Source organism: Pseudomonas sp. FME51 (assembly GCF_014897305.1).
The window spans coordinates 139,741-161,706 of the sequence record NZ_JABUYN010000005.1 but is presented as its reverse complement, the minus strand read 5'-3'; the positions used below and the strand labels follow the sequence as shown (position 1 = coordinate 161,706).

Genomic DNA, 21,966 nt, shown 5'->3' with positions numbered 1-21,966 from the left:
CCCTCAGCATGCCGGCGGCAAGACCGCTGTTCGATCATCCCCGCTATTGGGCCGAGTGCTTCGGACCGGCACCTTTCTTGCCGATGAGTCGAGCGGAAATGGACCAGCTCGGCTGGGACAGTTGCGACATCATCATCGTCACCGGCGATTCCTATGTGGATCACCCATCCTTCGGCATGGCCATTATCGGTCGCCTGCTGGAGGCTCAGGGCTTTCGGGTCGGCATGATCAGCCAGCCGGACTGGCGCAGCAAGGATGACTTCATGCAGCTGGGCAAGCCGAACCTGTTCTTCGGGGTCGCTGCCGGCAATATGGATTCGATGATCAACCGCTACACGGCCGACCGCAAGATTCGCTCCGACGATGCCTATACGGCTGGCGGCAAGGCCGGCAAGCGTCCTGACCGAGCCAGCCTGTCCTATTGTCAGCGCTGCCGTGAGGCGTACAAGGATGTGCCGGTGATCCTCGGTGGTATTGAGGCCTCGCTGCGGCGCATTGCCCATTACGACTACTGGCAGGACAAGGTTCGCCCATCACTGCTGATCAATACCAAGGCCGACATCCTGATCTACGGCAACGCCGAACGGGCTGTCGTCGAAGTGGCCCATCGTCTGAGCCGGGGCGAAAGCGTCACCAGCATGACGGATATCCGCGGTACTGCATTCATCCGCAAGGACACCCCGGAGGGCTGGTTCGAGCTGGATTCCTCCCGCGTCGACCGCCCCGGTCGTGTCGATAAGATCATCAATCCTTACGTCAATACCCAGGATACAGCCGCCTGTGCGGTCGAGCAGGGTAAGGGCGACGGTGCTGAGGGCGCTGCGGCTGATGCCGAGGTGCAAGTGGTCGAGCTGCTGCATCACCCGCGCCTGGAGCGCGACCGCACGGTAATCCGTCTGCCTTCCTACGAGAAGGTGCGCAACGACACAGTACTCTATGCCCATGCCAACCGCGTGCTGCATCTGGAGACCAACCCAGGCAACGCCCGGGCGCTGGTGCAGCGTCACGGCGAGCGGGATGTCTGGTTCAATCCGCCGCCGATTCCGCTGAGCACCGAGGAAATGGACTACGTATTCGGGTTGCCGTTTGCACGGATTCCACACCCGGCGTATGGCGATGCGAAGATTCCCGCCTATGACATGATCCGCTTTTCGGTGAATATCATGCGCGGCTGTTTCGGCGGTTGCACCTTTTGCTCGATCACCGAACACGAAGGTCGCATCATCCAGAGCCGCTCGCATGAGTCGATTCTCAATGAGATCGAGGAGATACGGGACAAGGTGCCGGGCTATACGGGGACCATTTCCGATCTCGGCGGACCGACTGCCAATATGTATCGTCTGGCCTGCAAGAGCCCGGAGATCGAGGCGTCCTGCCGCAAGCCATCCTGCGTCTGGCCGGGTGTGTGCGAGAACCTGAATACCGATCATACATCGCTGATCGGGCTGTACCGCAAGGCGCGGGAGCTGCCGGGGGTCAAGCGCATCCTGATTGCCTCTGGATTGCGTTACGACCTTGCGGTGCGCTCGCCGGAGTATGTCAAGGAACTGGTGACCCATCACGTCGGGGGTTACCTGAAAATCGCGCCTGAGCACACCGAAGACGGTCCGCTGTCGAAGATGATGAAGCCGACCATCGGCAGCTATGACATCTTCAAGAAAATGTTCGAGAAATTCAGCAAGGAGGCGGGCAAGGAGCAATATCTGATTCCGTACTTCATCGCCGCCCACCCGGGCACCACCGATGAAGACATGATGAATCTGGCGCTCTGGCTCAAGCGCGGCGGCTTGCGTGCCGACCAGGTGCAGGCCTTCTATCCCTCGCCGATGGCCACGGCCACGGCCATGTATCACTCGGGCAAGAATCCGCTGCGCAAGGTGGGTTACAAGACCGAGGAGGTGGGTATCGTCAAAGGTGAGAAGCAGCGTCGGCTACACAAGGCCTTCCTGCGTTACCACGACGCGAACAACTGGCCGATGCTGCGCGAGGCACTCAAGGAAATGGGCCGCAGCGATCTGATCGGGAACAGCAAGCAGCATCTGATACCCACCTTCCAGCCGGCGATCGATGGTTATCAGAGCGCACGCAGCAAGCAGTCCACGCAAGCGGGCAGCAAGAAGGGTGGGCGCATCCTGACCCAGCACACCGGATTGCCACCGCGCGACACCGGCGCTGGCAAGGGCAAGCGACGTGGGCCTGGAAACCGCGCGCCGAGTTGATTTCGGCTATGGTGCCCATTGGTAAAGCTCAATGGGCACCATGACTCCGCCGATGCACAATACCGGCAGTTCATCAGGAGAGCTGCCCATGTCGATTCAAATCATAGTCAACACCATGCTGGCCAACTATGCTGCCGCTACCACAGGCGCTGCGTTGCAGCCCCAGCGTTATTCGGAACCCGAGTTGTCCTGAATGTCCGGCGTTCTGTGCGTCATCCAGTAATCCAGCAGCGTCTTCAATTGGCCCAGCTCCACTGGTTTGGCCATGTGCCCATTCATGCCGGCACGGCGCGCCCGTTCGCGGTGCTCCGGCAGAATGTGCGCGGTTAAGGCAATGATGGGTAGCGGTGCGAATGCGTTTTGCTGTTCCCACTGGCGAATGTGTTCGGTCGCGGTGAACCCATCCATGTCATGCATTTCGCAATCCATCAGCACCAGATCGTAATTCCCCTGCCGGACTGCCTGCACCGCCTGCCGGCCATTTTCCACTGCATCGCTGGCGACATTCAGCTTGGACAACATGCCCTGAATCACGCGAGTGGATACGTCATTGTCTTCCGCGACCAGTACCAGAAAGCCCTTGTCTTCGTGCTCGCTTGGCTGCTCAGGGTGCGCGATGACGCCGGTCCGTTCGCAGTGCTGCAACCACTCATCAATTAATGTCGCCCGCAGGATATAGCCGGAAACTGGCTTATTGAGCACGCGATGAATACCTGCATTGCGAGCGACAATGCGACTGGGCAACTGATTCATGCCGGTCAGCATGATGATCAGCAGGTCATCGCTGATGAGTGGGTCATCCTTGATCTTGCTGGCCAGCTCCAAGCCGGTCATGCCAGGCATGGACTGATCTACCAGCAGAATATCGCAGGGGCTGTCCAGATTGGCCTGGGCGCGCAGAATGGCCAGCGCTTCACGACCGCTGGACGCCGTGCGGGCGGACATCTGCCAGGCACTGGCCTGCTTCTGCAGAACCTTGCGGCAGGTGGCATTGTCATCAACGATGAGGATGCTGCGGTCGATCAGACAGCGCCCCAGCTCATCGGTGGCGTTGGCAGGGCTGTCGATGAAGCGTGCTGGCAGAGTTACCCATACGGTAGTCCCCCGCGTCGCCCCGTCGGGCGTTGAGGCGGCTGTGCCCGAAAGGCCTGCAGCGCCCTCCTTGATCCCCAGCTGCCCGTTCATCATGTGAATCAGCTGCTGGGAGATATAGAGCGATAGCTGCCCCTGACTTTCCAGCATTTCCAGCAGCCGCTCGTTCGGGATGGACTGGTCCAGCAAGCGGTCTCGCGAGTCGGCGGTCATGCCATGCCCGGTGTCCTGAATCGCCAGGCGCAGCAGAGGTACGCCTGGCACCTGATTTTCCAACGCGACGGCCAGCAGAATTTCCCCTTCACTGGTGCTCAGCATGGCATTGTTCAGAAGGCTGATGATCACCTGCCGTAAGCGGACCGGATCACCTTCCATCAGCCGCGGCACATCCGGATGGACGAAGCTGATGAGCTCGATCGGCTGGCTGCTCAACCGGTTGCGGTGGCTCTCCAGGCAATCGTTGATCAAGGCATGTAGATCGAATCGCTGCTTGTCCAGGACCAGTTGGCCGGACTCCAGCCGTGATATGTCGAGTACATCGTTGATCAGGCCCAGCAGGTCATTACCCGAGCCGTGAATGGTTTGCACGTAGTCCCGTTGCTTGGCGGACAGGGCGGTGTCCAGCAGCAATTCGGACATGCCCAACACGCCGTTCATCGGCGTGCGGATCTCATGGCTGATACGCGCGAGGAATTCCGCGCGGGCGCTGCGTTGAGCCAGAATGGTTGCTTCGTCATGGCGCTGCTTTAATCGTCGGAGCACATTGCGTTGTATGCGTCGGTACATGCTCCACGTATAGCAGACCAAGGCTGCCCACAGCAGCAGGTCGACCAGATGTCGGGTCAGGTTGTGTGGTGGCAGGCCGAGCAGCTGCTCCAACAGCCAGCTGCCGATCAACAGCAAGGTTCCGCAGAGAAACAGCGGGTCGATGAATTCACGCCGGGCAACCAGAATAGCAATCAGCAGTGCAACCGTGAGCGGCAGACCGATACGGATGATGGACAATATCACTTCCAGCCAACTGGGCTGAACGATGCCGAACAGCAGCAGTAGCGTGCCCGTCAGCAGAATGGCAATACGTTCGCTGCGATCACCTGAGGTTCCGGGAATCGGATGCAAGCCGTGCAGAGTGGCGGCGAGCACGACAAAGCCGGCGAGGTTCATGAGGATGCCGGTGCGACCATGCAGGAAGGACCAGTTATGCAGTGCCCAGCCGATCCCGCTGAGGCTGCTGAAGCCGAACAGCAGGGCGGTTATGGCCATCAGGAGATGCAGGGGGTCCTTGCGCAGCAGACCCTGCAGCAGGCAGTTGAGCGCCAGTCCGAATAGCAATCCGACCAGCATGCCCTGTAATGCCTGATGTCGGGTATGGATCTTTGTAGCTTCGTTCAGCGACACCAGGCTGATATGAGTGCTGATCGGATAGTCATTCTGCAATCGCACCAGCAGCATCTGCTGGGGGTTGGCGTTGACGTTTATCGGAAAGGCGAAGCCTTCATGGGGGAGAGGGACTATGGTTCTCGCGTCGGCAGTGCCGCCGGAGAAGCTTGACCGCAACACACCAGCTCTGAGCAGATAGACATTGATGCGGGCGATGGTCGGGTTATGCAGCTCAAGCAGGTAGGTGGCCTGATGCTCGACGGGCACCTGGACCCACAGCGCGGCCGTTCCTCCCGGTAGTTTCACCGGGCCTTTGGTGCTGGGAACGAACAGATTGGCGTAGCGATTGGAGAGAATGTCATTCAGTGTCAGCTGGCCGCTGGTATCGACAAAGGTATGATAGCCGGACTCCGGCGCAGCAATCCCGTCGGCCCACACGCTGCCTGTTAGCAGGCAAAGAGCCACCAGACTGCTGAATAACAACCTGAGAGTCTGCTTCAATTTATCTGTCCTGTCCTTGGGCATGTGCAGCTATTCTGCTGAGATGTGATGTCTGACGCAAGACTGGCCCGGTGACATTGACGGGACACAGGTGCAGGCCCGCCGACCAGCTCCATGGTCGGCGGGACAGGTTGTCAGCTTTCCCGTTCGATGGCGCGGTAGCCGATGTCCGAGCGATAGAAACAGCCATCCCAGCTGATTTTCCGGGCCAGATCATAAGCACCTTGCTGCGCTGCCTTGACGCTGTTGCCCAATGCGGTGGCGCACAGCACTCGACCACCTTGAGTGACCACCTGGCCATCCTTCAGTGTGGTGCCGGCATGAAATACCTTGCCATCGGTAGCAACGGCTTGATCCAGACCAGTGATCGGGCTGCCCTTGGTGTAGTCGCCGGGGTAGCCTCCGGCAGCCAGCACCACACCAAGGCTCGGACGTGGGTCCCATTTGGCTTCAGTGTTGTCCAGGTTGCCTTCCAGTGCGGCTTCGATCAGGTCGGTCAGGCTGCTCTGCAGGCGCAGCAGGATAGGCTGAGTTTCCGGATCGCCGAAGCGGCAGTTGAACTCGATGACCTTGGGTGAGCCCGACGGGTCGATCATCAGACCTGCATACAGAAAGCCGGTATAGATATTACCTTCGGCCGCCATGCCCCGGACGGTTGGCCAGATGACTTCATCCATGACGCGCTGATGGACGGCATCGGTTACCACCGGGGCAGGGGAGTAGGCACCCATGCCGCCGGTATTCGGACCGGTATCGGCGTCGCCGACGCGTTTATGATCCTGACTGGTGGCCATCGGCAGTACATTCTCGCCATCGACCATGACGATGAAGCTGGCTTCTTCGCCATCCAGAAACTCTTCGATGACCACACGTGAGCCGGCTTCGCCGAAGGCATTGCCGGCCAGCATGTCGGTGACTGCTGCTTCGGCTTCTTCCAGCGTCATGGCAACGATCACACCCTTGCCGGCAGCCAGGCCATCAGCCTTGATGACGATGGGTGCGCCTTTCTCGCGCAGGTAGGCCAGGGCCGGTTTAACCTCGGTGAAGTTGGCGTAATCGGCGGTGGGAATCGCGTGGCGCGCCAGGAAGTCCTTGGTGAAAGCCTTGGAGCCTTCCAGTTGTGCTGCGCCGGCTGTGGGGCCATAACACTTCAGGCCGCGCTCGCGGAACAGATCTACCACGCCGGCCACCAGCGGCGCTTCCGGGCCGACAATGGTGAGTGCGTCATTGGTGGCAGCAAAGTCCGCCAACTTGTCCAGTTCCAGCACGTCAATGGCGACGTTCTCGCACTTGGCCTCGATCGCTGTGCCGGCATTGCCGGGGGCTACGAAGACCTTCTCGACGCGCTCATCCTGCGCCACTTTCCACGCCAGAGCATGCTCACGCCCGCCACTGCCGATAATCAGTACATTCATTTTGTATACCTCAAAATTGCATTTGGGGTTTTCGCTAGCAACTCGAAACAAGGTCGCGGTCAAGCCAGTAGATGCAAGGCGCCCGGGGCTTTGACAAGCGCAGTTGCCTGGTGGCAATGAGCATTGGCGAAGTCACGAGCAACGCAGCAGAGGCGGCTTCAGCGCGGCCGTAACCCTACTCAGTGGCGGAAGTGGCGCATGCCCGTGAACACCATGGCGATGCCGGCTTCATCGGCGGCATCGATCACTTCCTGATCACGCATGGAACCGCCGGGCTGGATCACCGCGCGGATGCCCACGGCAGCGGCATTGTCGATGCCGTCACGGAACGGGAAGAAAGCATCGGACGCCATGACCGCGCCCTCAACTTGCAGACCGGCATGCTCGGCCTTGATAGCAGCGATGCGCGCGGAGTTGACGCGGCTCATCTGGCCGGCGCCTACGCCGATGGTCTGGCGGTTGCTGGCATAGACGATGGCGTTGGACTTGACGAACTTGGCCACCTTCCAGGCGAAGATCAGATCGTGGATCTCTTTTTCGGTCGGCGTGCGCTTGGTGACCACCTTGAGATCAGCTTCGGTGATCATGCCAGTATCCCGGCTCTGTACCAGCAGGCCGCCGTTGACGCGTTTGTAATCCAGATCCCGAATGCGCTCGGCTGACCACTGACCGCACTCGAGCAGGCGCACATTAGCCTTGGCAGCAATCACCTCACGGGCCTCAGCGCTGACGCTGGGGGCGATGATCACTTCAACAAACTGGCGCTCGACGATAGCTTGAGCCGTGTCGGCGTCCAGCTCGCGGTTGAAGGCGATGATGCCGCCGAAGGCCGATTCGCTGTCGGTGGCAAAGGCCAGTTCATAGGCCTTGCGAATACCGCCCTCGTTATCCGGAACAACGGCCACACCGCAAGGGTTGGCGTGCTTGACGATGACGCAGGCCGGTTTGCTGAAGCTTTTCACGCATTCCAGGGCGGCATCGGTGTCGGCGACGTTGTTGTAGGACAGTTCCTTGCCCTGTAGCTGGGTAGCAGTGGCGATGCAGGCCTCGGCTGGTGCCGCTTCCCGATAGAAGGCGGCGGCCTGGTGCGGGTTTTCCCCGTAGCGCATGTCCTGGGCCTTGATGAACTGGCTGTTGAAGGTGCGCGGGAAGTCGGCGCGGTCTTCGGTGCCGAGCGTATCGCGACTCTGGTCGATGGTGCCCAGGTAGTTGGCGATCATGCCGTCATAGGCGGCGGTATGCTCGAATGCCTTGAGCGCCAGATCGAAGCGCTGAGCGTAGCTCAGTCCGCCTTCCTTGAGGCTGCTGAGGATGCTGTCGTAATCACCGGCATTGACCACAATGGCGACATCCTTGTGGTTCTTGGCTGCCGAGCGGACCATGGTCGGACCGCCGATGTCGATGTTCTCGATGGCGTCGGGCAGGCTGCAGTCGGGCTTGGCCACGGTGGCAGCGAAGGGGTAGAGGTTGACCACTACCATGTCGATCGGCTGGATGCCGTGTTCAGTCATGATCGCGCTATCCAGATCACGACGTCCCAGAATGCCGCCGTGAATCTTCGGATGCAGCGTTTTCACTCGCCCGTCCATCATTTCCGGAAAACCGGTGTAGTCAGCGACTTCCACTGCATCGATGGCATTATCCCGCAGCAGCTTGTAGGTGCCACCGGTGGACAGAATCTCCACACCCTGAGCGCTGAGCTCACGGGCGAAGTCGACGATACCGGTTTTGTCGGAAACACTGATCAGCGCGCGGCGTACCGGCAGGCGAGTGGTTTGGTCGGTCATTTTGCTTCCAATTACAGTTGATTAAAAGGGTCAGAGCAGTCCGTACTGCTTGAGCTTCTTGCGCAGTGTGCCGCGATTCAGGCCGAGCACTTCGGAAGCCCGGGTCTGATTGCCGCGCACATAATCCATCACGCTTTCCAGCAGTGGCGCTTCGATTTCCGCCAGCACCATGTTGTAGACGTCGGTAACGTCCTGGCCGTCCAGATGTTCGAAATAGTTGTGCAGCGCTTGCTCGACACTGTCACGCAGTGTCCGCGACCCGGCCAGGGGGTCGTTCGGGCGGCAGGATAGGTCAGCTTCAGGGGTCTCGCTCACGGGTAGGTTTCCGTCAATCTGGGAAGTATTCAGTTGATTCATGCCGCGAGGCCTCCGTCCATCAAGCGGTTGAAGAAGTGTTGTATTTCCTGGCGTTGCTGCACGCCGCAATCCATGCGGTTGAAATGGCGGCGAAACTCCTCAGCACCGGGCAGCGACTGCAGTTGCCAGCCGACATGCTTGCGCGCGATGCGTACGCCTTGTTCCAAGCCATAAAACTCCTGCAGGGCGTCGAGATGGGTCAGCAACAGGGACTGTTGCCAAGCCAGCCCGGGCGCAGGCAGATGTTCACCGTGACGCAGGTAGTGATCGATCTCACGGAAGATCCAGGGGCGGCGCTGGGCAGCGCGGCCGATCATCACCGCATCGGCACCGGTATGGTCGAGGACCTGTCGGGCTTTTTCCGGGGAGTCGATGTCGCCATTGGCGAACAGCGGAATGGAGATGGCCTGACGGATCTCGGCAATGGTGTCGTACTCGGCCTCGCCGGTGTACAACTCGCTGCGGGTGCGACCATGCACGGCAAGCGCCTGAATACCGCTCTGCTCGGCGATGCGCGCAATGGTGACACCGTTGCGGTTGTCCGGGTCCCAGCCCGTGCGGATTTTCAGTGTCACGGGAATGTCCACGGCGCCGACCACGGCTTCGATGATCTCGGTCACCAGACGTTCATCACGCAACAGGGCGGAGCCAGCGGCCTTGTTGCAGACCTTCTTGGCCGGGCAGCCCATATTGATATCGATGATCTGTGCGCCATTGTCGCGATTCATGCGGGCGGCGTCGGCCATCATCTGGGGATCACCACCGGCGATCTGTACTGAGCGCGGGTCCGGTTCACCGCGGTGATCGAGGCGCTGACGGGATTTTCGGCTATGCCAGAGACGGGTATCGCTGGTGACCATTTCCGACACTACCAGTCCGGCACCCAGCTGCCGGCACATGGTCCGGAACGGGCGATCGGTCACGCCGGCCATGGGGGCCAGGATGACGGGGCTGGTTAGCTGAAAAGATCCGATACTGATCACTGCATGTCCATCCCTGTACTTTGTGGTCAATGGTGTGCGCCCCAAAACAGCTGGACGTGTTCGGGCAGGGTCAGAAACGTGAAGAGGGCCGCTATCATACCTGCTACCTGTGACCATATAAAGTCTGTTCTGGCTGATATTTGATCAACTGGTCGGCTGACCAGGTGCCGGAAATTCAGCGTCTGGTCAGGGACTGATAAATTCGAGACTGTAGCCGTTGGCCTGGGGGCCGGGGTCGAGCATGCTCAGGCCTACATGAATCGGCGTTTGCGGCGGCATCAAACGCACGCCGGCCAGTTCGCCGGCGAGGTATTCTTCCGGACGGAAACGCCGACTGGCGATGTCACGACCACCGGCGTCGGTGAACTGCATCTGCAACACCGGGAAGGGTTGCTCGAAATCGGCGCGGTTATACAGAATCACATCGATGGCCAGGGCGTTGGGAAACTCCGGATGCTCGCGCACCAGCAGATTGGCGCTGCGGATTCGGCTGATATCCACCCGAGCCGGCAGCTCGCACTGGGCAATGAAACACAGGTTTTCCAGCAGCGCTCGACTGCGCTGGTCGCGGGCCAGGGCGTCGAAATTGTAATAGAAAAACTGTGCCGGTAAAGCCAGTAGGGCGAGCAGACAAAGGCTACCCCATAACCAGGGGCGCTGGGCGCGCCGGGTAGGGGCTTCTTCCAGCAACGACTCGTCGAACAGTTCCGGTAACAGCAAGGGACTGATCAGTGGTTCCCGACGGTCGTTGTCGATATGTTCGTGGTCGATTGCCGGTTCGTCCTCGGCCTGTTCACTGCCGGTGGGGCGGTCGCGGCGAAATATCCCGTGGTCGGCGTAGTCGTCATCCACTGGTCGCAGGTGCTGGATACCCGATCGGTTGTGATCGAAGTCCGGGCCGAAGTCCTGCGCCGGCGGAGTGGCCAGAAAGTCTTCATGCAGGTCGCTGAAGCTTTCGGTCGCTGGGGTCGCCGGCGAGTCTGTCTTGGTGCTCCGTGAGGATAACTGCCCCTGAGCATCAGTGACCGATTCGCTGGCCAGATCCGCAGGGGTGTCATCATCTGACTCAACCGGCACTGCTTCCAGGCCGGTTTTCCGGTGACCGGTCATGCCGCAGGGATTGACTTCGTCGATGATCGACTCGTCCAACCCGAGTGCCTGCAGATCCGGCTCGTCCAGGTCGTCATGCAATAAGGCTGAGCCCGGTGCTGGAACTGGAGCTGGAGCTGGCGGTTCTGCAGCCGGGGTTGCCGGTGCTTCGGTCACCTCGGCCTCGCTCGCATTGAATACTTCAAGACAGGCGCCACAACGCACGTTGCCGGCAGCTACCAGCAGCTGTTCCGGTGTTAGCCGGAAGCGGGTCTGACAATAGGGGCATTGTGTGACCAGCAGCTCACTCATGTGAAACAGGCATCCTTAATAATGAGCGCACGTCGCGGTGCGGCAATCGCGATATTGTGCCCGCAAGCTGGTCAGAGTGCCACGTCGCGACGTACGCCGCTGACGCGGATCCAGCCATCCTTGTCCGCTACCGGGTCCAGCTCGAAAGCATCACGGTAGGCGGCGAGAATGTCCTCGGTCTGCTCGGCGAGAATGCCGGACAGGGCAATGCGGCCGCCGGGTTTGACCAGGCTGGTCAGTTGAGGAGCCAGACTGACCAGCGGGCCGGCGAGAATATTGGCCACCAGCATGTCGGCCGGGGTGTCCGGCATGGCTTCGGGCAGGTACAGCGGGAAGCGTGCGTCATCCAGCTGGTTGCGCTGGGCATTGTCGCGCGATGCTTCCAGTGCCTGGGGGTCGATATCGGTGCCGACCACGCATTGCGCGCCGAGCAGCAGGGCGGCAATGGCGAGAATGCCTGAGCCACAACCGAAGTCGATTACCTGCAGGCCATCGAGCGTCTGGCCATCCAGCCATTCCAGGCACAGAGCGGTAGTCGGGTGGGTGCCGGTGCCGAAAGCCAGGCCGGGATCGAGCAGCAGGTTCACTGCATCGGGCTCCGGCGCCTCATGCCAGCTAGGCACAATCCACAAGCGACGGCCGAAGCGCATCGGCTTGAAGTTGTCCATCCAACTGCGCTCCCAGTCCTGATCGGCGATTTCTTCGAGCTGGTGCTCCGGTAGTTTGCCCGGCCAGATCTGCTGGAGTTGGTCGAGCAGCGCCTGCTGGTCGACATCGGCTTCAAACAGTGCCAACAGGTGAGTGTGCGACCACAGTGGGGTCGTGCCCAGGTCGGGTTCGAAAATCGGTTGATCCTCGGCGTCCATGAACGTCACCGAGACGGCACCCAGCCCGAGCAGCAGATCCTCCATCGGGTCGGCTTGTTCTGGAATAATGGCTAGACGCAGTTGCAACCAGGGCATAAGAGTTCCTTAAGCAGAAAAAACAAAGGGAGCGACAGGTCGCTCCCTAAAACACGGATCATAAACTTTGAGGTTACTGCTTGTCAGCTTATGCCGAGCTTATGTTCCAGGTAGTGAATGTTCACACCACCCTTGCAGAACTCTTCATCGCGGACCAATTCACGGTGCAGCGGCGTGTTGGTCTTGATGCCGTCTACCACCAGCTCATCCAGGGCGTTGCGCATGCGCATCATGGCTTCGTCGCGGGTGGCGCCGTAGGTGATCAGCTTGCCGATCAGCGAATCATAATTCGGGGGAACCTTGTAGCCGCTGTACAGATGCGAATCCACCCGCACGCCGTTACCGCCTGGCGCATGGAAGAAGGTCACTGTGCCAGGGCTGGGCAGGAAGCTGGTGGGGTCTTCGGCGTTGATCCGGCATTCGATGGAATGGCCGCGGATAACCACGTCTTCCTGCTTGATGCTCAGCGGCTGGCCGGCACACACCAAAATCTGCTCCTTGAGGATGTCGATTCCGGTGACCATTTCCGAAATTGGATGCTCGACCTGAATGCGGGTGTTCATCTCGATGAAGAAGAATTCGCCGTTCTCGTAGAGAAACTCGAAGGTGCCGGCGCCACGGTAGCCCAGATCGATGCAAGCTTTCACGCAGCGGGCCTGGACCTCGGCGCGGGCCTTTTCGTCAATGCCGGGGGCTGGCGCTTCTTCGATGATCTTCTGATGACGGCGCTGCATGGAGCAGTCGCGATCGCCCAGATGAACGGCATGACCCTGGCCATCGGAAATCACCTGGACCTCCACGTGACGCGGGTTGGTCAGGAATTTCTCCAGGTAGACCACTGGGTTGCCGAAGGCTGCACCGGCTTCGGTGCGGGTCAGGCGGATCGACTTGATCAGCTCTTCTTCCTTATGCACCACGCGCATGCCACGACCACCGCCACCACCGGAGGCCTTGATGATCACCGGGTAGCCAACGCGACGACCGATCTTCAGACATTCCTGCTCGTCTTCAGGCAGTGGGCCGTCGGAACCGGGTACTGTGGGTACGCCGGTCTTCTTCATCGCGGCGATGGCCGAGACCTTGTCACCCATCAGGCGAATCACCTCGGCGCTGGGACCGATGAAGGTGAAGCCGGAGCGTTCGATCTGCTCGGCAAAATCGGCATTTTCCGCGAGGAAGCCGTAGCCGGGATGGATGGCGTCGGCGCCGGTGACTTCAGCCGCGCTGATGATGCGCGGGATGTTCAGATACGACTCGGTGGCAATCGCTGGACCGATGCAGACGGTTTCGTCGGCCATGGCCAGGTGCATGAGTTCGCGATCGGCAGTGGAGTGCACTGCCACAGTCTTCAACCCCAGCTCCTTGCAAGCGCGGATAATGCGCAGTGCAATTTCGCCACGGTTGGCTATGAGTACTTTGTGCATCGCTGCCTCCGGGTCGGGCTCAGGCGATGCTGAACATGGGTTGATCGAATTCCACTGGTTGACCATCGTCGACCAGGATGGCTTGAATAACGCCAGTCTTGTCGGATTCGATATGGTTCATCATTTTCATTGCTTCGACGATGCACAGTACATCACCGGCCTGGACGGTCTGGCCGACTTCAACAAAAGACGCAGACTCAGGCGACGGTGAACGGTAGAAAGTACCGACCATGGGTGAGCGAACCAGGTGGCCGGCCGGCTCGGCCGGTGCTGCTTCAGCGGCCGGGGCGGCAGCTGGGGCTGCTGGGGCTGCTGCAGGTGCGGGGGCTGCGGCTACCGGAGCCTGGAAATATTGAGGCATGGCGGCCTGCTGGCTGTGCCGGCTTATCCGAACCGACTCTTCGCCTTCGTGAATTTCCAGCTCGTCAATGCCGGACTCTTCAAGCAGTTCGATGAGTTTCTTTACTTTGCGGATATCCATTGATACTTGCGCTCCAGGGCAATGTTGATCGTGTCAGTTTTGTTCGAGTCTGCGTACAGCTGCCTGCAGGGCCATTGCATAGCCCTCGGCTCCCAGTCCGCAGATGACTCCTTCGGCAATGTCCGAAAAATAGGAGTGATGGCGAAAAGGCTCACGTCTGTACACATTGGAAAGATGAACTTCGATGAATGGGATGCTCACCGCCAGCAATGCGTCACGTATTGCGACACTGGTGTGGGTAAAGGCGGCGGGATTGATGATGATGAAATCAATCGCTTCGTCCCGGGCAGCATGAATACGGTCGATCAATTGGTATTCGGCATTGCTTTGCAACGCCTGCAATTGATGACCGCCGCGCTGGGCCTGTTCGAGCAGACGGGCGTTGATCTGGGCCAGGGTCACGGCGCCGTAGACCTCGGGTTCGCGGCTGCCTAACAGGTTCAGGTTGGGTCCATGCAGGACCAGAAAGCTGGCCATCAGAATATTCCAGGGTGTTGGTTGGCGATTGACTTGGCAGTCATCAATGGGCGAAGAGTTTGCCGGATTCGCAAAGGGCTGTCCAGAACCAGTCGTATGTCATCAGATGACCGCATGATGGCCGGGTTTTTGCGGAAATTGAGTTTGATATCAGCCGTCCACACCCTGCATATGCTGAATGAAGGTCTCCCGTCCCACTTCACCCTGAATGCGTATGTCTGCCATCTCCTGACCCTGCTGGTCATAGAAGAGGAAAGCGGGAGGACCGAACAGTTGTTGTTCGGTCATCCAGGCGCGCTGGTCTGCTGTGTTATCGGTGACGTCCAGTTGCACACGGACGAAACTGTCCAGCCCTGCGCGAACGCTGGGATGATTGATGACTTCCCGTTCGATCACCTTGCAGCTGATACACCAGTCGGCGGACAACTCGACGATGGCCGGTTGTCCGGCTGCTTTGGCCTGGGCCAGTTGCTGGCGCACGGCGTCGGCAGTGGTCACCTTGGTGAAGTAACTGGTTTCGTTGTTGCTGACGGTGGCATTACTGCCGCCAAGCGCGTGCAAGGGGCGCAAGGGGTCCGAGTTGCCGGCGAGCGCGCCGAACAGCGCGGCGGCAGCGTAGATGGCGAACAATAGCGCTGCGGTTTGCGCCAGACGGGAAGTACCGGAGCGCGGTTCACGGTCGAATAGACCCAGCTGCACGGCGATGCCAGCGGTCAGCCCAGCCCACAGCGCAAGGCTTACGGGGCCGGGGATGACCCGTTCCAGCAACCAGATGGCGACGGCCAACAAACCGAAGCCGAAGAATTGCTTGACCTGGTTAAGCCAGGGGCCGGAGCGGGGTAGCAGGGTCTTGCCAAACATCGCTACCAGGATCAGTGGTACGCCCATGCCGATGGCTAGGGCGAACAGGCGCAGGGCGCCGCCCATGGCGTCACCGGTAGCACTGATATAGATCAGCGCGCCGGCCAGTGGCGCAGAAATGCACGGCGAGACCACCAGTGATGACAAGGCGCCCATGACTGCGGCCCCGGGAATCGAGCCGCCACGGGTGCGGTTGCCCAGTCTTTCCGCGGGGCCGCTGATGAAGGCTGGCAGGCGCAGGTTGAATACGTCGAACATGGCCAGGGCGAAAAGTACGAAGAAGACTGCAAAGACGCCCAATACCCAAGGCGACTGCAGGCGCGCCTGAATATTCAATGCTGCACCGAACAGGCCGATCAGTGCGCCGACCGCAGCAAAGGTCAGGGCCATGCCGAGCACATAGCTGACGGACAGGGTGAAGGCGCGCGTTCGATCGATGTTTTCGCGTCCCAGTACCATGCCGGTGAGGATAGGCACCATGGGCAGTACGCAGGGAGTGAAGGTCAGTGCCAGACCAGCGGCAAACAGCAGCAATAAGGACAGCCACAGGGAGGAGTCATTCTGGGTCGCAGCGCTGGCAACCGTGCCGGGTTCAGCGCTGCCGCCGGTGGTGGGCAGATCCAGCAGCAATATTTCCGGTGGATAACACAGGCCAGCATCGGCGCAGCCCTGGTACTCGACCCGCAACTGCTTGGCGGGTGTGTTGCCCGGTGCTACATCCAGCATCACTGCGAGGCTGTTGTAATACACCTCGACATCACCGAAAAACTCATCGGTGCGTTCTACACCGTCCGGCAGATTGACCTGGGTGATCTGCGCATCACCGCCCAGCAGCTCGAACTTCAGGCGATGCCGGTACAGATAATATTCAGGGGTGACATCGAACTGCAGCTGGATGCGCTCGGCATCCGCCTCGACAATACCGGCGCGAAAGGCCTCGTGCACTGGCAAAAATTGGGTGGCGCTACTGCTGCCCACACCACCGAACAGGCTACCGAGGCCGCTACTTCCCGAGGTGTTGGCTGTGGCCAGAGCAGCATTGCCGGTCAGCAGCAGGGTAATCAGCAGAAGGCGTATCAACGACATGGGCATATCCGTAAAGAGCTTGCTGGTATATTAAAGCCTGTCGCTGCGAATGCCAGTGACAAACTGCCACCGGATCTGTCAGACGCGCTCGATGCGATCCGGGTGAATGACGATGCGCCCCTGGCGATACAAACCGCCGATGGCCTTCTTGAAGTTGCCTTTGCTGACGCCGAACAGGCGAGCGATTTCCGGAGCGGCGCTTTTGTCGCTCAGGTTCAGCACACCATCATTTTCATCCAGCGTCTGCATGATCAAGGCCTGCAGGCTGTCGCCGGCATCACGGCCGACCGGTTGCAGGCTCAGACTGACCTTGCCGTCGGGACGTACTTCACGGATGTAACCCCGCTCGCGCTTGCCACCGCGTACGAACTTGAAGATTTCGTTCTTGTGGATCAGGCCCCAATGGCGGTCATTGATGATCGCCTTGTAACCCAGATCCGTGGGTTCTACGACCAGCAGGCTCACGGCTTCGCCGACTTCGTAGTTGGGTGGGGTCTGATCCAGGTGGCGGTCCAGGCGTGCTGTGGCGGTGATGCGTTCGCTGTGTTTGTCGAGATAGACATACACCACACAATAATCACCGACCTGCAAGGGACGCTTTTCCTCGGAATGTGGCAGCAGCAGGTCCTTGGGCAGCCCCCAATCGAGGAACAGGCCGACGCGGGTGATTTCAACCACTTTCAGGCTGGCAAATTCGCCGACCTTGACCTTGGGCTGTTCGGTGGTGGCGATCAGCTTGTCTTCGCTGTCGCGATAGATGAACACGCGCAGCCAGTCACCGATCTCGGTGGGCTGGTCCTTGGGGATATACCGATTGGGTAGCAGGATCTCGCCATGGGGGCCGCCGTCGAGATAGAGGCCGAAGCCGGTATGCTTGACGATCGATAGATTGTTGATGTGTCCGATAGCGGCCATGAAAGTACATCCTGAGTGAGCGAGAAGGGCTATTCTAGCTGATACAGGGCTGACCTGGGCGGTTGCCGGCAGGGGATTTCAATACGCAATGAACTGCCCGCGATGGTTATTCCGTGGGTGCCCTGATGGTATGCTTGCGGCTGCACAGACACAGGAGAGGGCAGATGAAATTTTCCAGACGTAAACAAGGGACGACCACTGCACCGGGAAACCGGCTTGATAGTGAAAACGGCCGTTTGCTGGGTAAGATAATTGCCGTGGTGCTAATCGTCTATCTGCTCATCTGCCTGCTGGTTGGCTGGTACTGGAGCCGCGAACCGGATCTTGATGATCTGACCGTGTTGCCGGTGGGCAACACCGAGACGCTGACGACCGGCTCGCATACTGCGCGCACGCTGCAGGCGCTGGTGGGTACCCTGTTGGACAAGCCCGGTGGTTTCATCAGCAACGACATCGCTCCGCCCGGTATCTGGCTGGATAACATGCCGAGCTGGGAGTTTGGCGTACTGGTGCAGGTACGCGACATGACCCGTTCGATGCGTCGTGACATGGCCCGTTCGCAATCCCAGTCTACCGAGGATGCCGATCTGTCCAGGGCCGAGCCGCGCTTCCATTTCGACCACAACAGTTGGGTAATGCCGGCCAGCGAGAGCGAATACCGCGACGGGCGCAAGGCGCTCAACAACTACATCACTCGCCTGGAAAGCGGCAACGCCAGCTTCTATGCGCGGGCCGACAACCTGGCCGGCTGGATTGGTGATGCCAGCACCCGATTGGGCTCGCTGTCCCAACGTCTGTCGGCCAGCGTGGCACGCACGCCGCTCAATGACGGCGGTCGTGAGCGTGCCAAAACACCTTGGCTGGAAATCGATAATGTGTTCTATGAGGCCCGCGGTAGTGCCTGGGCGCTGGTGCATCTGCTGCGCGCGGTGGAAAAGGATTACGCCGATGTGCTGAATAACAAGAACGCGCTGGTCAGTCTGCGCCAGATCATCCGCGAACTGGAAGCGACCCAGGCGCCCATGTGGAGTCCGGTAATCCTCAATGGTGGCGGTTTCGGCATGTTGGCCAACCACTCACTGGTCATGGCCAACTACTTGTCCCGGGCCAACGCGGGTCTGATCGATCTGCGCCGTCTGCTTGAGCAAGGTTGAGGCAGGACGGACCATGAGTAAACGTCAGACAGGATTCGGCTCTCTCGGAGGCCTGGTGTTTTCCACTGATACCGGCCGTATGTGCCCGGAGTGCCGGAATCCGGTGGACGGCTGCACTTGCGGCCAGCCGCAGATTGCCACAGGCGATGGTGTCGCGCGGGTGCGCCGTGAAACCAAAGGCCGGGGCGGCAAGACGGTGACCACCATCAGTGGTCTGGCGTTGCCACTCGATGAGCTCAAGACTCTGGCCAAACGCATAAAGGCCCGCTGCGGCTGCGGTGGTTCGGTGGTCGACGGAGTGATCGAAATCCAGGGTGATCGTGCCGAGATGCTGTGCGAGTGGCTCACCGCTGAAGGGTTCAAGGCCAAGCGGTCTGGTGGCTGACATCTTGACGCTGGACTCATTGCTGTGACCCTTTCCGGTTTACTTTCTGCAGCGCGTCATCGGCCGACCCATAATCGGGTCTGGGCGTTGGCGACGCCAATGATACTGTCCAACATCAGCGTGCCCCTGGTCGGCCTGGTAGATACCGCCGTGATCGGGCACCTCGACGGTGCTCACTATCTTGGTGGGGCCGCGGTAGGCGCTACGTTGATGACCTTCATCCTGTGGTCGGCAGGTTTCCTGCGCATGGGTACCACTGGTTTCGCTGCCCAGGCGTGCGGCGCCGAGAATGGCAACCAGTTGCGCCTGGTGTTGCTGCAACCGCTGTGGCTGGCGGTCCTTCTTGCATCGCTGATCTGGCTGCTGCATGAGCCGTTGCTGGCGGCAGGACTGTATTACCTCGATAGCAGTGCCGAGCTGCTGGAGCAGGCGCGCATTTACGTCAATATCCGCTTGGTGAGTCTGCCGGCGGCGCTGGCCAACTTCGTTCTAGTCGGTTGGTTCATCGGTGCCCAGCGCGCCCGCGCGCCGCTCTATCTCCTGCTGGTAGTCAATATCACCAACGTGGTGCTCGATGTATTGTTCGTCGTGGTGCTGGAGTGGGGGGTAGCGGGTGCCGCGTGGGCCACGGTCATCGGTGACTACGCCGGATTGCTGCTGGGGCTGTGGCTGCTGCGCCCGGTGCTGGCGCGTTTCCCCGGTGTGATGCCCTGGCTGAATGCACTGCGGCTGCGCGGCGCGGCGCCGCTGATCCGGGTCAATCGGGATATTCTGATCCGCACCCTGGCACTGGAGCTGGTGTTCTATCTGCTGGTGCTGCAGGGCGCCCGGCTGGGGGATTCGGTGGTCGCCGCCAACGCTGTCCTGTTGAATTTTCTGTTGCTCACGTCTCACGGCTTGGACGGCCTGGCCCATGCGGTAGAGGCATTGGGTGGGCATGCCATGGGCCAGCGTAATCGGCTGGCGCTCAAACGGATATTGGTGATCAGTACGCTGTGGTCACTGGTGGTCGGGGTGGGCTTCGTGCTGGTATTCAGCCTGTTTGGCAACCAGATTGTCAGCCTGTTGACCGATCTCGAATCGATTCGTCAGGTGGCTTTCGCCTATCTGCCGTGGATGGCCTGGATGCCGCTGGTGGCGGTCTGGAGCTATCTGCTCGATGGTCTGTTCATTGGCGCTACTCGCGCCCGCGCCATGCGTAACGCCATGGTGCTGGCCGTACTGCTGGTCTATCTGCCGGCCGCCTGGTTACTACTCGATACCGGCAACCATGGGGTCTGGCTGGGTTTCCACCTGTTCATGCTGGCACGCGGTGCGCTGCTTGGTGGCTGGTTCATCTGGCTGTGGCGGCGGGATCGCTGGATGCCCGCCTAGCTCTCAACAGGCTTTGAGCCAGCAATGCAAATAGCGCCCCAGGTGCCGGTAGGCCGGGTGCAGGCTGTATAGCAGTTCCTGCTCGATCACCTGCTGCGCGTCGGCGTCGGACTTGAACGGCTCATGCATGTAATCGTGGAATACCCGCACGCCGGTCTGCGCCCGGCAATCGAAACCTGCCGCCGCCATCCAGGTATACACCTCACGCGGGTCCAGCGGTTGCTGCGGGGTCAGGCTGCGTTTGCCTTCGCCTGCCAGCTGATTGCGCTGCAGTTTGCGGAACTGTCCCTTGATCAGATTCTTGTAGATCAGCGCGTCACGATTGTAGAAGGCGAGGGAAACGGCGCCGTCGTCATTGATCAGCTGCCGCAGACAGTGCAGGGCGGCAGCGGGGTCCGCCAGCCACTCCAGCACCGCATGGCAGATCACCACATCATAACGCTGCCCCCGGGCGGGCAACTGTTGCAGGGGAAGCTGCAGAAACTGCACCGTTTGGCCTGGTTGCAATGGCTGAGTTTCCAGGCGTTCCCGGGCGGCCATCAGCATTTCTTCTGCCGGCTCGGATACTGTGACGCTGTGGCCGCGTTGCAGCAGCCATTCACTGATATGCCCGAGCCCGGCGCCCACATCCAGAATACGCAATGATTGGCCTTCCGGTGCCAGCTCGGCCAGCCATTCCTGCAGGTCGCGGGTGAGTACGGCAAGGCGAATTGCCCCCTTGGGGCCGGCGTATATCTTGCGTGCGAAGTGGGTGCCCAGCTGGTCAAAATACCGATCGGTCATGGGAGTTTTCTGCTGAATTCAAGGTGTTGGATTATACCAGACGGCATGAACTTGAGAGCCTAACGGCTTGACCGGATTGAAATTCAACGAACTTCTCGGCGAGGAACGGGTCGGTATTTACTCAGGCTATAATCCAAGAGGAAAGACCATATGCGCCTAAGCAAAACTTTGATCCGAGCTTCCGCCGTAGGGCTCGTAGTAGGGCCGACTTACGCAATGGCGGCTGACGCAGTCTCCAACCTGGGCATTATCGTTGCTGCCGACAAGTATGAGATGAACTCGGATAACGATGATGTTGATGGCCGCGATGAGACCGTTGGGAAAGGCGGTATTTTCTATAATTACGGCAACAAAATGACCGGCGGACCCGGCACCATCTTCCAGGTGGGCATTGACGCCAAATATGGCGAAAAGAATGACAGTGAAGTCAAAGACGCCCGCGCCGAGGCTGACCTGGGTATGCGCATGCCGTTGAGTGACAACAGTAATTTCGACATGCTGGTCGGTGTCGGCTATGACTGGACACGCTTTGAGCTGGAAAGTGGCAATACTGATGCGGAGCTGAGCAACAAGAGCCCCTTCGCCAAGGCGGCGCTCGGTTGGCACCATCAGGGCGACACCGTGACCACGCGTCTTGAAGTAGGTACCCGCTACAGCATCGAAGGTGAGGGCAAGGTGAAGCTGTCTGGCGTGGGAAGCGAAACGGCCGATCTGGAAAACAAGTTCAACCCCTATGCTGAATTGAATTTCCTCTGGGATCGCGGCCAGGGTTTCCCACTCACTGCGGGTGTCTACTACACCCAGACCAACTATGAGCTGAAAGACGATCGCATGCTCGCAGACAATACCGAGTTGGAAAGCAACGAGTTCGGTGTCAAGCTGGGCGTGTTGTTCTAAGCAGCAGTGCACATTGATCCCGCAGCCGATCA

18 protein-coding genes are annotated in these 21,966 nt (G+C 59.9%); 5 read left to right on the top strand and 13 right to left on the bottom strand.

The window, feature by feature from the left end; all coding sequences use genetic code 11:
• The first annotated feature begins 8 nt into the window (after positions 1–8).
• Positions 9–2,219, top strand: coding sequence for a YgiQ family radical SAM protein (locus tag INT39_RS10860; protein ID WP_193074123.1), 2,211 nt, complete (start codon positions 9–11; stop codon positions 2,217–2,219).
• Between the two features lie 168 nt (positions 2,220–2,387).
• Here the strand turns inward: INT39_RS10860 and INT39_RS10855 are convergent, their stop codons facing one another.
• From INT39_RS10855 to INT39_RS10800, 12 genes are all read right to left on the bottom strand, one after another.
• Positions 2,388–5,192 (bottom strand): response regulator, encoded by a 2,805-nt coding sequence (locus tag INT39_RS10855; protein ID WP_193073939.1) that lies wholly within the window; start codon positions 5,190–5,192, stop codon positions 2,388–2,390.
• Between the two features lie 134 nt (positions 5,193–5,326).
• Positions 5,327–6,607 carry a phosphoribosylamine--glycine ligase gene (purD, locus tag INT39_RS10850; RefSeq protein ID WP_193073938.1) on the bottom strand — a complete coding sequence of 427 codons (1,281 nt, stop codon included), beginning with the start codon at positions 6,605–6,607 and terminating at the stop codon, positions 5,327–5,329.
• Between the two features lie 179 nt (positions 6,608–6,786).
• Positions 6,787–8,394 (bottom strand): bifunctional phosphoribosylaminoimidazolecarboxamide formyltransferase/IMP cyclohydrolase, encoded by a 1,608-nt coding sequence (gene purH / locus INT39_RS10845; protein ID WP_193073937.1) that lies wholly within the window; start codon positions 8,392–8,394, stop codon positions 6,787–6,789.
• 30 nt (positions 8,395–8,424) lie between these two features.
• Positions 8,425–8,751: a DNA-binding transcriptional regulator Fis gene (gene fis, locus INT39_RS10840; RefSeq protein WP_193073936.1), complete on the bottom strand. Its 327-nt coding sequence runs from the start codon at positions 8,749–8,751 to the stop codon at positions 8,425–8,427.
• Positions 8,748–9,734: a tRNA dihydrouridine synthase DusB gene (dusB, locus tag INT39_RS10835; RefSeq protein ID WP_413468918.1), complete on the bottom strand. Its 987-nt coding sequence runs from the start codon at positions 9,732–9,734 to the stop codon at positions 8,748–8,750. The genes fis and dusB overlap by 4 nt, the downstream gene beginning before the upstream one ends.
• Before the next feature lie 186 nt (positions 9,735–9,920).
• Positions 9,921–11,135: a DUF3426 domain-containing protein gene (locus tag INT39_RS10830; protein ID WP_193073934.1), complete on the bottom strand. Its 1,215-nt coding sequence runs from the start codon at positions 11,133–11,135 to the stop codon at positions 9,921–9,923.
• A gap of 71 nt (positions 11,136–11,206) precedes the next feature.
• Positions 11,207–12,097, bottom strand: coding sequence for a 50S ribosomal protein L11 methyltransferase (gene prmA, locus INT39_RS10825; RefSeq protein WP_193073933.1), 891 nt, complete (start codon positions 12,095–12,097; stop codon positions 11,207–11,209).
• Between the two features lie 83 nt (positions 12,098–12,180).
• A complete protein-coding gene (accC, locus tag INT39_RS10820) occupies positions 12,181–13,521 on the bottom strand; it encodes an acetyl-CoA carboxylase biotin carboxylase subunit (RefSeq protein WP_193073932.1) in 1,341 nt (446 codons plus the stop codon).
• A gap of 19 nt (positions 13,522–13,540) precedes the next feature.
• The gene (accB, locus tag INT39_RS10815) at positions 13,541–14,002 is read right to left on the bottom strand and encodes an acetyl-CoA carboxylase biotin carboxyl carrier protein (RefSeq protein WP_193073931.1); all 462 of its coding nucleotides are present in this window, start codon (positions 14,000–14,002) and stop codon (positions 13,541–13,543) included.
• A gap of 33 nt (positions 14,003–14,035) precedes the next feature.
• Complete coding sequence (aroQ, locus tag INT39_RS10810; RefSeq protein WP_193073930.1) at positions 14,036–14,479, bottom strand: type II 3-dehydroquinate dehydratase; 444 nt, start codon at positions 14,477–14,479, stop codon at positions 14,036–14,038.
• 150 nt (positions 14,480–14,629) lie between these two features.
• On the bottom strand, positions 14,630–16,426 hold the full coding sequence (gene dsbD / locus INT39_RS10805; RefSeq protein WP_226944698.1) for a protein-disulfide reductase DsbD: 1,797 nt from the start codon (positions 16,424–16,426) through the stop codon (positions 14,630–14,632).
• A gap of 78 nt (positions 16,427–16,504) precedes the next feature.
• Positions 16,505–17,341, bottom strand: coding sequence for a S1 RNA-binding domain-containing protein (locus INT39_RS10800; RefSeq protein ID WP_193073928.1), 837 nt, complete (start codon positions 17,339–17,341; stop codon positions 16,505–16,507).
• A gap of 164 nt (positions 17,342–17,505) precedes the next feature.
• On the opposite strand from INT39_RS10800, the gene INT39_RS10795 reads away from it, so the two are divergent.
• The 3 genes from INT39_RS10795 to INT39_RS10785 all read left to right on the top strand — a co-directional run bounded on the left by INT39_RS10795 (position 17,506) and on the right by INT39_RS10785 (position 20,254).
• Positions 17,506–18,495 carry a DUF2333 family protein gene (locus tag INT39_RS10795; RefSeq protein WP_193073927.1) on the top strand — a complete coding sequence of 330 codons (990 nt, stop codon included), beginning with the start codon at positions 17,506–17,508 and terminating at the stop codon, positions 18,493–18,495.
• Positions 18,496–18,508: 13 nt separating this feature from the next.
• Positions 18,509–18,880, top strand: a complete 372-nt coding sequence (locus INT39_RS10790; protein ID WP_193073926.1) for a translation initiation factor Sui1 — start codon at positions 18,509–18,511, stop codon at positions 18,878–18,880.
• 99 nt (positions 18,881–18,979) lie between these two features.
• Positions 18,980–20,254, top strand: coding sequence for an MATE family efflux transporter (locus INT39_RS10785; RefSeq protein ID WP_193073925.1), 1,275 nt, complete (start codon positions 18,980–18,982; stop codon positions 20,252–20,254).
• Positions 20,255–20,257: 3 nt separating this feature from the next.
• Here INT39_RS10785 and INT39_RS10780 read toward each other — a convergent pair whose 3' ends face one another.
• The gene (locus INT39_RS10780; protein ID WP_193073924.1) at positions 20,258–21,037 is read right to left on the bottom strand and encodes a methyltransferase domain-containing protein; all 780 of its coding nucleotides are present in this window, start codon (positions 21,035–21,037) and stop codon (positions 20,258–20,260) included.
• A 216-nt stretch (positions 21,038–21,253) separates the two neighbouring features.
• On the opposite strand from INT39_RS10780, the gene INT39_RS10775 reads away from it, so the two are divergent.
• Positions 21,254–21,934 carry a hypothetical protein gene (locus INT39_RS10775; protein ID WP_193073923.1) on the top strand — a complete coding sequence of 227 codons (681 nt, stop codon included), beginning with the start codon at positions 21,254–21,256 and terminating at the stop codon, positions 21,932–21,934.
• Positions 21,935–21,966 lie beyond the last annotated feature (32 nt).